Below are 12,388 nucleotides of genomic sequence, written 5' to 3' on the forward strand. Positions count from 1 at the left end.
CCCATCCGCATATCTCACACGCCAGGAAATACAACCAACCGCGCCGCATCATCAGGCACTTCGAGACGGATCACCCTAACGAGCCGAAGTCAGTAGCGAGCAGGACAGGCCGCGCTGGTCGAGTACGGCGGCCCAGATGATGTTCTCCGTGGTGAGCTTGCGGTGTCGGGGCCGCTGCTTGGGCGGCAGCGCGTCGAGGCGGTCGCGGATGCTGATGGTGAGTCGGTCCAGGTCGTGGCGTTCCAGGCCGGTAAGAAGGGGGTGGGTGGCCAGGGTCGAGCCGAAGGTGTGCGCGTGTCGGGGGTGGGACCGGGGGCCTGGCGGGTGCAGGGGGACATCGGGGATGCCGGGCTGGAGCAGGGTGGTGTAGTTCCACTCGCCGTGGAAGTCGGCGGGGCGGATTGTCAGGGTGGCCGCGTGCTGCTGGCTGATCTCGATGCCGGTGGGGTAGCAGCCGGTGTCCAGGCGGGCGGTCACCGACAGCCCGGTGCGGGTGGTGGTCGAGGCGATCAGGTTGAGGGCGGTCTCGTAGCTGGTGAGGGGATGGGCGCGCCAGTTCATCGAGATGAAGGAGAACAGGCGGTGCTCGACCCGGTTCCACTTCGATGTGCCCGGAGACAGGTGGCACACGCTGATCTCCAGGCCGGTCTCGGTGGCCAGGAGGGCGAGGTTGGCCTTCCACGTCTTGGCGCGGGAGCTGTTGGAGCCGCCGCCGTCCGCGGTGATCAGCAGTCGCTTCGCGTGCGGGTAGGCGTCTCGTCCTTCCTCGGTCCACCAGCGGCGCAGGCAGGCCACTGCGAAGGCGGCGGTGTCGTGGTCGGTGCCGATGACGACGTAGCCGGTGTTGCGGGCGACGTCGTAGATGCCGTACGGGATCGCGGTGCCGCTCGCGTGGGTGGGGAAGTCGTGGTCGAGGACCTTCACCGGCTCCCCGGACGGCGTCCACTCCCGCCCCGGCCGGGCGAAGAGACCGATCTGTTCCTTCTTCTTCGTGTCCACGCTGATCACCGGGTCGCCCGCGTCGAGGAAGCCCTGCACCGCGTTGTTGATGTGCTGGAATTGGGCGTCCCGGTCGGGGTGATGGCTGCCGGCCAGTACCCGGGCGTTGCCGCGCTGAACCCTGCCGCTTTCAGCAGGCTGGCGACAGTATCGTGTCCTACCTTCCGGCCCTGGGCGGCGAGTTCGTCCGACAGTCGGCGCAGCGACTTCGTCGTCCAGGTCAGCGGCCCTATCGGATCACCCTGTGTGCTGTCTTCCACCAGCGCCAGCAGGGCCGGAACCAGGCCCGGGTCCTTCTTCGCGAGGCGGGGCGACCGGCACCCGGGCGGCGCACCCGCCCCTCCGGCGCCCACTCCTCCTCCAGCTCGGCCAGACCGCGGCGAACGCAGCCTTTCGACACGCCGACAGCCCGCGCCACCGCAGCGATCCCACCGTGCCCGAGCTGGCGGGCCTCCGCGGCATACAGGATCCGACGCTGCCGCTCGTCCAGGTACGGCACCACCGCCCCGAGCTTCTCCGCCAGCGGACCGATCAACTCATCGAAGCGCCCCATACCCTGTCAACGAGCCCAACTACCGCAAGAAACCCACTAATTCATCGACAGGCCCCGGGAACGCAGCGGGGAGTGCTGCGGGTGGGGGCGGCCGTGCCGCCTCCCGCGGTGCGGTAGCGCTTGAGGTCTCGCAGCTGCCGATCGGTGCGGTGGGACGACCGACGGGCGGTCCAGGCCGTGTTCGATCAGCCTGGCGCTCCACTCCACGTGCACGTGGCAGCAGCGGACGCGGCACGGGCCGGTGCCCGTTGCCGTCTGGAGTTTCGGTGCCACGGTGGTTGGGTCACTTGGTCACCGAGCCGCCCCCGGACGGCGGGGCGTCGGCGCTGGTGAAGAACTGCCAGAGGGTGACCACTGCGACAAGCTGCGCCAGGATCCACGCGACTTGCAAGGAGAAGAACCGCATCTGGTAGACGGACAGTAGCAGTTGGGCCCGGGACGGCCAGAAGGCACGCTCCGCGCGGAAGGTATCGAGGTCCATCGCCAGGGCCGTGAGGGTGAGGACGAGCAGGACCGCCGCCGCCGCGAGCGCGAGGATGTCCTGTTCCTCGCCGAGCAGATGGTTGCCGACGGCGAAGAGGCCGACCGGCACGGCGTATGCGACGGCCAGGGGCAGCGCCTTCACCGGGCCGCGCCGACCGGGGAGCTGGCGCCACAGCGCGCCGAGGAGGAAGCCCGCCCAGGCGAAGGCGAACACCCAGGAGGCGACGGACCACACGACCTCGGGGAAGCCGAACGGGTCGTACAGCGTGCCGTTGAGCGCATCGCCGCGCAGTGTCTGCGCCCAGGTCAGGAACCCCGCGAAGGGTGCGGAAACGAGCGCGGCGTAGCGGGCGGCCCGCATTGCGTTGCCCCACCAGGTGTCCCGGGGTCCGAGCGCGAGGATCGCGTCCACGACCGTGACGCCCGGCGGGAGTTCACGCTCCGAGGCTGTCCCGCCCGGCCCGCTCTGCCACTGACGGAGGTTCCTCAGCTCCTCTTCGATCCGCTCGCGGTCAACCACGCCTTCGTCGGACTGCCCTTGGTCGAGTCGGCGGAGCTTGGCGAGCCTCTCCCGGTGCCCCCGCGCCGCCGTGAGCAAAACGGCGCGGTCCGCCGGTGTCACCAGATTCCCGAGCCGCGGCCCGTTTCCGGCCTGCCGGTACAGCACGGCCCGCCGCGCCCCCACGCGCAGGCACACGGCCAGGGAGGCCAGGTCCACGAAGAACCACAGCAGCGCGGGCGCGCTGTTTGCCGCGTAGATCCCGAGGAACAGCACCACGACGGCCGGGTAGGACACCATCAGCAACCACCGCTCCACGGGCCCCGGTTCGGTGAGTAGCACCGGGAGCCGGCCGGCGGGCGCCGAGAAGTCTGTTCGCCGGCGCGAGGCCACGTGCAGGAACGCGAGCATGGCCAGGGCCGTCAGGACCCACAGCTTGCCCGTCCACCAGTCCTGCGCCTGATCGGCGGACCACAGCAGACCGCTGCGCAACTCGGCCTGGTGCCAGGCCCCGTACCCCGCCTGCCGGGAAATGAAGGCGCCGTCGCTCCAACGGAGCACATACGTCGGATCGACGAACGCACTCGGCCAGCTGCCCCTCAGCCAGTCGCGCTCCTTCGCGACGGCCTGGCACGCACCGATCAAAAGCACACCGCCGACAGAGAACGCTAGCGCCCTGCGGAGGGGGAAGTCCGCACCTGGATCGCGGAGGAGGCTGCCGTCGCGCAGCAGCCGCCAGGCAGCGGCCCACGTGCCCAGCACCAGGAGCGTGAACGACGCGAGGGCAGCCGCGGCGACGGACGTCACGGTGTACCAGGCATGGCCGTGCGCCTCGGGGCGGACGAACGTCGGGGCGTGCAGTCCGACGGCGCTCGGCAGTATCCCGGGCACCGCTGCCACCACCGCGAGCACGATGCCGACGACGCGCAGACGGCGACGCGCCCCGGCGAACAGCAGCAGGACCACCCCCGCCAGCGCCGTCAGCCACCACGCGTGCACGGCCAAACCTGCCTGCTGGGCCCATTCGTCGGGGTCCTCGAACGCGCCTGCGGCGGCGAACACCATCTGGTCCGCGTTGGCCAACAGGGAGAGACAGAACAGGGCCGCCCCCCAATTGCTCAGGTTGGCCGTGACCCGCTGCTCGGCCGGGTCGAGCAGCCGATGCCGGCTCCGGTAAAGGAACGCCGCCCGCCACAGCGACCCGGCGACCAGGAGGTCCCACAGCAAGTACCCAGCGGCGTTGACGACCCCGAAGGGCGCGTTGTCGTCCTGCGCGGACCAGCGCCGGGGCCAGGACGGCTCGACGCGTACGGTGACGGGCCGCTTGGGCACCACGGAGGTCCACACCAGCCCGTGGGCGCCGTCACCCCGGGTGGCACGCGGCGTCGCCATGGAGGCTCCCGGCCCGCCGGGGTCCACGACGACGCTCTGCCAGCGCACAGCACCAAGGATCTTTGGGGGTGTGAACCGCACTCCCCACCATGCCGGCCGTACGTCGATGGTCCACGGCCCGACCAGGAGCTTGCGCCGCTGGTCCACCCAGGCGTAGGTACGGATCTCCACGGTCACCGACCTGGCGCCGGGCTTCACGACGGGTTCGTGCGACCGCCACTCCTCCCAGCGCGTGTCGAACCGCCAGTCCCCCCGTACCAGACACCGCATCGCCAGCCGGTATCCCTCGCTCAGCGGCCCGAACAGCAGCTTGTCGGCATGCGTCCACGACATCGGAACGGTGACGGTCAGATCGCTGGTCACCTTCGTGTACGTCCGGTCCTCGTGGTCGAACGCGACCCGGGCCCGCCCGGTCGCACCCTTCAGCCCCCACTCGGCACAGTCGGGCGGGGCGAGCACGCCGTCCGCCCGCGCGACGGCCGGCAGCCCTTCGGCCCGACCGACGGCCGGCCACAGGAGCACCTGCCCGCCGAGAAACCCGCATAAGAGCACGAACAGCACAGCCGCCCCCCGACACCCGCGCACCTGGTCAACCGCCCCCTGCTCATGGACCCAACCGATTCACCACGCGGCGCCCTGCGGGCGCTTCCCCCATGACCGTCCTCCACACCCCGTCCGCCGACGGACCGGGAACACGGTCCGAGGGCGCCGCCCTGGATGCTATCCCTCCCTACCGGACTTTCATGGCAAATGTTCTCGCGGTGTGTGATCTCAGCGGCCCGCATCAAGGGATGAGGGCCACAGCCATGCCGGCCAGATCCCTGAACTCCGGTCCTTGGGGAGGGCGGTGTGTCTCCAACGTTTCACGCACGTACGGCGGCAGCGAGCGCCGCATCCCCCGCAGAACATGCGGGAAGTGAGGGCGCAGATAGTGGCCGCGGCCATCCGGAATCCCGCCGGTGAACACGGCGTCATCCAGGTCCAGGCGGGACTGGAGATGGTCCGTGGCAACGGCGTACTGACGCGCTCGGTAGTCCGTCAGGATCTTCAGCAGTCGCCTGGCTACAAGGCGTGCTCCATGCTGCGGCCGCGTCAGCAGGTCCCGCACGGCGTCGTCCCGCACCACACCAGCATGGAACCAGGGCTGCCCCTCCCACGTCGTCAGATCCTCGAGCGGAACCGCAGCGTGCAAGGATGCCGCAGCCAGGCCCTTCGGATACAGCCCGTTGAGATAGGCGGCCAGCATGGCTGGCAGCACGCTGACGCCCGCTCGCGGGTGGTGCGTACACATCACGCCGTCATGAGTTTGATCGCACCACAACTCCTGCCGGTAGACGGGATCACCGCAGTACAAGGCATACACCGCAGGGACGCGCAGCAGATCCGCGGCCCGCAACAGAGAGCCGAGCTGGTCGCCGTTCTTGTAGTTGTAGTCGATGTGCCAGCGCTGGCCCTTCTTCTTCAAATTCTTCGCCTGCACGAGCACGCCGAACGCCTCGTGCGACGCCGAATCCACGAACCACCACAGCCAGTCCGACCCGATCCGAGCTTCCTCATACCGGTTGAAGGACACATACGACAGTTCTGGGTGGACTGCCATGAGCAGAAGATCCGTGGCTGTCTGAGGTTCCCCCGAGATGCGGCGGATGGTGACAGAGGGTCAGATGGTTCTCATGAGAGGAACATCGACCATGGCTGCACCCAGAAAGTACTCGCTGGAGTTGCGTGAGCGTGCGGTACGGATGTACCGCACGTCCGATCCGAAGCCCCAGATCAAGAAGCTCGCCGTCGATCTCGGCGTGCACCCGGAGGCCCTGCGTGGCTGGATCCGTCAGGCCGAGGCGGATGCCGGCGAGCGTGACGACCGGCTGACCACTGATGAGCGGGCCGAGCTGGCCGCGCTGCGTAAGGAGAACGTCCAGCTCAAGCGGGCGAACGAGGTTCTGCGGACAGCTTCAGCGTTTTTCGCGGCGCAACTCGACCCGACCCGGCCCAGGTGACCGCGCTCCTCGACGAGCATCCCCGCCTGGGAGTCGAGTGCGTACTACGGGAACTCCACATCGCCTCCTCCACCTACTACCGCTGGCGTCGTGCCGAGCGTGAGCCGTGCGAACGGCGCCGCCGGGACGTCGAGCTGACCGAACAGATCCGGCAGATCCACGCCGACTCCGGCGGGATCTACGGCTCGCCGCGCGTGCACGCAGCCCTCAAACGCGAGGACGTCCACGTCGGGCGCAAGCGGGTCGAGCGGTTGATGCGCGAGGCCGATCTCGCCGGGATCAGCCCGCGCCGCAAGGGCTTCACGCGTCGGGATCCGAAGGCCACGCTCGCCCCGGACCTGGTCAACCGTGACTTCACGGCACCGGCACCGAACCGGTTGTGGGTCACTGGCCTGACGATGATTGCCACCGGGGAGGGGCCGTTGTGGCTCTCGGCGATCCGGGACGCGTTCTCGCGCCGGGTGGTGGCCTGGGAGACGTCCGCCCGCGCGGACGCCGACCTGGTGCTGTCCAGTCTGGAGTACGCCCTCGCGTCCCGCGAGGTCGAGCCCGGCAAGCTCATCCACCACGCCGACCACGGCTGCCAGTACACGTCCATCAAGCTCACAACTCGCTTGGTACGGGCGGGAATTGGGGCATCCATGGGGTCGGTCGGGGACTCGTACGATAACGCCCTCGCAGGAAATCTGTGGATGCTGATCAAGACCGAGTGCGTCCGGGGTCGCGTCTTCGCGACCAGGGCCGAGGGGAACCTCGCGCTCTTCGAGTACATCGACGGCTTCTATAACAGTCGGCGCATCCAGGAACGGCTCGGCTACCTCAGCCCCATCGAGTTCGAGGAGAAGCACTACGCCGAGCAGGCAACGGCCGAACGAGCGAACCTGAGACCCCGTCAACCCCTCCTGACCAGCTGATCAGCACCTCCCGATCAACGGGGGAACCTCAGGCACGAGCGAACTGGTGAACGTGGCTGTCCGCTGGGCCGGAGGCCACCTCACCGATGCGCAGGTGGCACGGCCCGTGGCCTGCCTGACCCAGCTCAGCTACTACCCCCGGCTCCGCGACCGCGCCGCCGAGCTGGTCGAAGCCGGCTGCACGACCGCGCAGATCGCCGAACGGCTCAATGCCGAGGGTTCCGCCCGCCCAAGCGCTGTGAGAGGTTCACCAGGAACGCGGTCAACGACCTGCTGCGAGCCCTGAACATCCAGCGCTCCCGCAAGCAGCACCGCCGCCGCCCCGACCTGGACGAACACGAGTGGTGGCTGCGCGACCTCGCCGAGCACCTGGACATGTCAGAGATCACTCTGGACGCCTGGGTCCGGCGCGGCTGGGCCACCGGCTACCTGCACCCGCAGGCAGGGCTGAGGATCGTCCGGGCCGACCCGGCAGAGGTCGAACGCCTACGCGCTCTGCACCGCGTTCCGCGAGGCCAGCACACCCGGCGACCCTGGTTGAAGAATCAGGCCGCCAGCATGAACACCGACAACGAAGAGACGCGAGAGGAAGGAACCGACGGCGATGGAACCAAGCCGCGGGTATGACAGCACTGCGGCTTGCCTCTCTCGACCGCGTTGCGACGGCGTTACTAGGCCTTGTCGAAGGCCGGCGGCCGGCCACCGGCCTGTCCCCGGCGCTTGCGGTGGGCCCGCTGATTATCGGGCTGCGCGATGGTGGCCTTGATCCCGCGTCGCCGCAGGTAGGCGCGGTTGTCCCGGCTGGAGTACGCCTTGTCGCCGCGCACCCGGTCCGGCCTGCTGCGCAGGCGGCCCGCACCGCGGCGCCGGATGCGTAAGCCGTCCAGCACCGGGGCGAACATCGGGCTGTCACCCCGCTGACCGGGCGAGGTCCAGCCAGTGCAGCGGGCGGGCCCGGTCGTCGGAAAGCAGATGGACCTTGCTGGTCAGCCCGCCCCGTGAGCGTCCCAACGCCTCGCGCCCATCTGCTTCCTCACGCGCCCCGCCCCCTTTTGCGGGTGGTCGGCCGGAGGCTTGCGGGGCGCCCCGGCCGCGTGCTGATGCGCACGGCAGGAAGTGGAGTCGATGTTCACGGCCCACTCCTGACGCTCCGCCTGGTGGGCGAGCGCCCCATCAGGGTCGCCGGCATCCGCCTCGATCTGTAACTCCTGGAGGATGGCCATCCAGGTGCCGTCGGCCGACCAGCGGCGATGACGCTCATAGACGGTCTGCCAGGGACCGTACCGTTCTGGCAGGTCAGGCCAGGGCACCCCGGTCCGGGCCCGGAACAGCACCCCGTTGATCACCCTGCGGTGATCCGCCCACTGCCCACCCGGCTTGCCGTTACCAGGCAGCAGAGGCTCAATATTCCGCCACTGCGCGTCCGTGAACTCGTGTCGCCGCACCATACGGGCGTCTTGCCCGGCCAACCACGAGATCCACCCCGCCTACCAAGAGCCATCAGAAACGGCCTAGCCAGGATCGAGGCGGACGATGAGCGGGATAGCGCCGTCTGACTTCGGAGCAGGCTGCGAAGCCGTGTCGTACGTCGTTCCTCATCGCCGTTCACGGGTTGGTACTGGTGGCGGAAGGGTCGACCGACCGCCCCTCACTTCTGACCAGCCGCCCAGCCGGGACTGGTACTCGGCGGGGAACGGTCCGCTGACGTGCTCGCCGTCGCGGACGCGGGCCCAGTCATCCTCGTTTCTGCTCCAGCCCCATCTCCAGCTTCTCCACGACCAGGTCCTCCAGCCAGGACGTGTCGCCTTCCCCGGCGTAGCTCAGGGTGACTTTGGTGGACACGTGTGCGTACTGCAGCGCGGCGGCGATCAGGCCGCGCGGCCGGCGCACGATGAAGTACGCGAGCGTCCTTCTGAACCGGGAACCGTGCAGATGCTTGGTGGGATCCGGCGGGATGGCCAGCCCCGCGCCCTCGGCGGCGAATGCGGCGTTGACCAGGCCAGCAAGGTCTCCATGTCCCTGTTCATCTGCGGTGTTCGAGGCGCGAAGCACAGTGCCCGGCGCGAGTTCTTGATCAGGCCGGCCGGGAAGAGCAGGTTAGCCCGGTGGAGGGATTCCAGCATGCCGATGGCGTCGTGAACGGGCTCCACCGTCACCCAGGGGCGGGGTCGACGGGATCCAATGGCGTGCGGTCGTAGCCCTTTCCTCGGCGGCCGTGGATCAGCAGCTCGCTGGTCTCCTCGTCCATGGCCCGGCAACCGCGGCGTAGAGACAAGACCTCCCCGGGACGGGCACCTGTCAGGTAGCCGCTCACCACGAAACAGGCCGCGACCAACACGCGGATCAGCCGGAGCAGCTCGGCGACGGTGATGGGCCGCTCGCGCCACGGGTGGCCGTCGATACGGCCGGTGATCGTGCCCAGGTAGCAGTCATCCGCGATGGGAACGCAGTACTGCTCGGCCTAGTACTACAGCCGGTGTTTTCACGGTGAGTGAGCTCGTGCGGCTCGGGCGCGGTAGTGGCTGGCTCGGGCCCGGATCTGGTGGCGGGTGCGCCAGCGGTGCCAGTGCATGGCCAGCCAGGTCCGTGCGACGCGGGCGGGGGCGAGGACGATCCGGTCGTACAGACGGCGGATCTCGTTCACGGTCGGAGGTCGGGCGTCGGTGGCTGACGGGGTATTAGCCGGTTCCGGACGGAGGCCAGGAAGGCCATGGCGAGCATGCACACAGTGGTGTGCCGATACCAGGAGCACCACTTGCGCACCTCGTGCTCGTCCAGCCCCACCTGGCCCTTGGCCACCTGGAACGACTCCTCCACCATCCAGCGCTGCCCGGCGGCGGTCACAAGAGCGGTCAGGGTGGCGCCGGGGTCGGTGTGGCACAGGAAGTAGGCGACCTCGCAGACGAGTTCGCCGGTCTTCTTGTCCCTCTTGTTGGGTGCGGTGGAGCGGCGGATCAGCAGGTGGCGCCCCAACTGCTGTGCAGTGGAGGCGAGTTGGACGGTGGCCCAGTCGTAGTCACGCGGGCCCTTGGCGCCGTCGGCGCACGAGCGGCGCTCCAAAGCTACCTCGGGGGTGAGCGCGTACAGCTCGCGGGACTGGCGGGTGCGGCCGTCCGGCAGAGGCAGGGCCTCGTCCTTCGGGATCGCCAGCACGTAGGGAACGCGATGCTCTTCCAGCCAGGCGCGCAGGGCACGGGACTGCCCGTAGACCTCGTCGGCCAGGAAGTAGGAGAACTGCACCCCCGCTTGGACAGCGCGCTCCAGCATGCGCCGGGCGAGCTCCGGCTTGGTGGCCACCGCGAGAGCGCGTTCGGGCGGGATGCCCTGCTCGGCGCAGCGCTGTTCGTGGTCAGCGGTGGTACCGGCCCAGTGCTTGCCGAGGTAGAGCTCGCGGTCGATCAGGGTGCGGCCCCGGCGGGATCCATAGGAGAGGTGCACGCTGACCTGGGCGTTCTCGACCCTGCCCGCCGTGCCGGTGTACTGCCGCTGCACGTCAGCGCTCTTGGCACCCTTCTTGATGTCACCGGTCTCGTCCGCGATCAGCACCGCGTCCTGATCGGCCAGGGCGGCGACGGCGTAGGCGCGGACCCGGTCACGCAGCTCATCAGCGTCCCACGCGGCCTTGGCCAGGAAGCCCTGCAGCCGGTCGGGGTTGGGGTGGCCCGCGAACTCGGCGAGCTGCCACATGTTCTTCCGCGGCACCTCGCTCAGCAGCCCGCGCACCATCGCAGGTTCTCCCGCGAGGCCGGACGGGCGAACACGTCGTCGACCAAGACGCACAGCGCCTCCAGCTCACCCTCCAGCGCCCGGATTCTGGCCTCATCCAACCCGCCGGCTCCAACCGCCTCTGGCGGCAGCATCAGTCCCACGAACGGCCCAACGAGCCGACCGCCGTCACGTCACGTCACGTGAACCACCGGCTGTAGTACTAGCGCATGCGCCTGGCGGCCGAGGTTGCCTTATAGCGATCCCGTGGATTCGGAAGATCCACCGTGAATCCGCAGGTGAACGCCATGGCGCCGGGAACTCCACTGGGGAGCAGCTGGGGAGTTCCCGGGGGCTACGGGGAGGCCATGAGTTTTAGCTGCATAAACCCTGACCAAACTGAAAGCCTGCGAAAGACACATCATCGCAGGTCAGCACCGCTTCAGCCGACGAAGAGGCAGGTCAGTGCCCTCCGCTGGGGGCCTCCATGCCGAAGGTGCCCTGGAGCGTCGGCCGGGTGGTGAACACGCGCCTCTCACCTCGCTCTAGAACGGCATGCGTCCGCGGGTGCGGCGACCCGCGGCACCGCTTCGGCTCACGGCGCGGGAACTGCTGCGGAAGGGTTTGCTGAACATACGCCCCAGGAGTCCGGGCGCCTTGCCGCCGGCGCGGGACCCCAGGCCGAGCGTGCGCTGGGTGCCGCGCTGGGGGTGGCGCGACAGGCGCGGCGCGAGGAAGGCGAGTACGGCGAGGACGACGCACACGCCAACGATTCCGACGATCATCATGGTGACCTCCCTGTCCGAGTCGTCTTCCCGCCTGCCCGGAGCAACCGGCCGCATGCGTCACTTCCCGGCACCGCCGCCCTGCTCCCGTGCGGCTGAAGCCGGTTCGGGTACGGCGGGCACCCGGGGCGTCTCCCCCTCCCACGGGGCGGGGCCGGTGCCTTCGGTCCAGGCGACGAGGTCGGCGTGGTCCAGGCACCGGATCCCGCACCGCGCGGCGTAGTCGGCCGCGGGGCGGGTGAACTCACCCGTGGTCACGACGGCGGCCACGGTCGCCCCGTGCACCGCGAAGCAGGTGCCGCCGAAGCGTTGGACGTCCTGTGAGCCGACCTTGTTCTCCGGGCCGTACCGCTTGCACTGAATGACGACCCGCTTGCCGTCGGGCGCGGTGGCGATCACGTCGGCACCGAGGTCGCCGGCGCCGCCGACGACTTCGACGTCCTTGCAGCCGTCCCGTTCGCACAGGGCGGCCACGGCCTCCTCGAAGTCCGCCGGGTCCATGGCGGCGAGGTCACGCGCCTCGAACGTGTCCTGGTCCTCCTCGCCCTCGGGAGCCGACGCGACCGCGCGCTCCTGTTCCGCCGCACCCGCTTCGACGGCCTGTTCGGTGATGGCCGAGAGCTCGGCGGCGAGACGGCGTGCCGCGCGGCGTCGGCGGGCTTTGCGCAGCACCAGGACGGCCGCGACGAGCACAGCCCCCGTGGCCACGGCGGCCGGGAGCCGTCCACCGGCCGCCCTGACGATCAGCTGGAACGAGAGTCCCACGCTGCACAGGAGGACGGTGACGAGGCCGAAGAAGACCACGAGCCGGCGGAGGCTGAAGGCCGGTCTGCGCCGGCGGCGCGCCGAGGGTTCGGTGGGAGTGGTCATATGCGGCGATCACCGCCGGCGGCTGCGAGAAGATCACTCATGGAAGCCGTATGCCCCACCTGCCGGCTTTCAACTGCCCGGCCCCGCACGGCACTCGCCGCGGCGGCATCAGTGGCGACGAACAGCACGAGCAGGGGCGAGGACACGGAGAGAGGGCTTCCTCGAGGAGCGGCCGGCATACCGGTTTC

General features: G+C 69.4%; 12 protein-coding genes and 1 pseudogene. 3 read left to right on the forward strand and 10 right to left on the reverse strand.

Going from position 1 to position 12,388, the window contains the following annotated elements; translation table 11 throughout:
• Positions 1–363 precede the first annotated feature (363 nt).
• From AB0903_RS31750 to AB0903_RS31760, 3 genes and pseudogenes are all read right to left on the reverse strand, one after another.
• A pseudogene (locus AB0903_RS31750) lies at positions 364–1,552 on the reverse strand (ISAzo13 family transposase); the annotation flags it as partial.
• Between the two features lie 283 nt (positions 1,553–1,835).
• The gene (locus tag AB0903_RS31755) at positions 1,836–4,487 is read right to left on the reverse strand and encodes a DUF6185 family protein (RefSeq protein ID WP_366708204.1); all 2,652 of its coding nucleotides are present in this window, start codon (positions 4,485–4,487) and stop codon (positions 1,836–1,838) included.
• A gap of 223 nt (positions 4,488–4,710) precedes the next feature.
• A complete protein-coding gene (locus AB0903_RS31760) occupies positions 4,711–5,574 on the reverse strand; it encodes a DUF6615 family protein (RefSeq protein ID WP_366708227.1) in 864 nt (287 codons plus the stop codon).
• 43 nt (positions 5,575–5,617) lie between these two features.
• Between AB0903_RS31760 and AB0903_RS31765 the strand changes: the two genes are divergently transcribed.
• The 3 genes from AB0903_RS31765 (at position 5,618) to AB0903_RS31775 (ending at position 7,467) form a co-directional block, all read left to right on the forward strand.
• Entirely contained in the window at positions 5,618–5,926 is a 309-nt protein-coding gene (locus AB0903_RS31765; protein WP_179436216.1) for a transposase, read from the forward strand.
• Positions 5,923–6,840: an IS3 family transposase gene (locus AB0903_RS31770; protein WP_366708205.1), complete on the forward strand. Its 918-nt coding sequence runs from the start codon at positions 5,923–5,925 to the stop codon at positions 6,838–6,840. The genes AB0903_RS31765 and AB0903_RS31770 overlap by 4 nt, the downstream gene beginning before the upstream one ends.
• A gap of 375 nt (positions 6,841–7,215) precedes the next feature.
• Positions 7,216–7,467 (forward strand): hypothetical protein, encoded by a 252-nt coding sequence (locus AB0903_RS31775; protein WP_366708206.1) that lies wholly within the window; start codon positions 7,216–7,218, stop codon positions 7,465–7,467.
• A 44-nt stretch (positions 7,468–7,511) separates the two neighbouring features.
• Here AB0903_RS31775 and AB0903_RS31780 read toward each other — a convergent pair whose 3' ends face one another.
• The 7 genes from AB0903_RS31780 to AB0903_RS31810 all read right to left on the reverse strand — a co-directional run bounded on the left by AB0903_RS31780 (position 7,512) and on the right by AB0903_RS31810 (position 12,200).
• A complete protein-coding gene (locus tag AB0903_RS31780) occupies positions 7,512–7,814 on the reverse strand; it encodes a transposase (protein WP_366708228.1) in 303 nt (100 codons plus the stop codon).
• Positions 7,815–7,826: 12 nt separating this feature from the next.
• Positions 7,827–8,288, reverse strand: coding sequence for an IS5 family transposase (locus tag AB0903_RS31785; RefSeq protein WP_366708207.1), 462 nt, complete (start codon positions 8,286–8,288; stop codon positions 7,827–7,829).
• Positions 8,289–8,574: 286 nt separating this feature from the next.
• Positions 8,575–8,892, reverse strand: a complete 318-nt coding sequence (locus tag AB0903_RS31790; RefSeq protein ID WP_366708208.1) for a hypothetical protein — start codon at positions 8,890–8,892, stop codon at positions 8,575–8,577.
• 430 nt (positions 8,893–9,322) lie between these two features.
• Positions 9,323–9,484, reverse strand: coding sequence for a hypothetical protein (locus tag AB0903_RS31795; protein WP_366708209.1), 162 nt, complete (start codon positions 9,482–9,484; stop codon positions 9,323–9,325).
• Entirely contained in the window at positions 9,481–10,566 is a 1,086-nt protein-coding gene (locus tag AB0903_RS31800; protein WP_366708210.1) for an IS701 family transposase, read from the reverse strand. Before AB0903_RS31800 ends, AB0903_RS31795 begins: the two co-directional genes overlap by 4 nt.
• Positions 10,567–11,090: 524 nt before the next feature.
• Positions 11,091–11,333, reverse strand: coding sequence for a DUF6411 family protein (locus AB0903_RS31805; protein WP_366708211.1), 243 nt, complete (start codon positions 11,331–11,333; stop codon positions 11,091–11,093).
• A 57-nt stretch (positions 11,334–11,390) separates the two neighbouring features.
• Complete coding sequence (locus AB0903_RS31810; protein WP_366708212.1) at positions 11,391–12,200, reverse strand: restriction endonuclease; 810 nt, start codon at positions 12,198–12,200, stop codon at positions 11,391–11,393.
• Positions 12,201–12,388: the final 188 nt, after the last annotated feature.

It is taken from the genome of Streptomyces sp. NPDC048389 (genome assembly GCF_040706335.1).
Classification (GTDB): domain Bacteria; phylum Actinomycetota; class Actinomycetes; order Streptomycetales; family Streptomycetaceae; genus Streptomyces.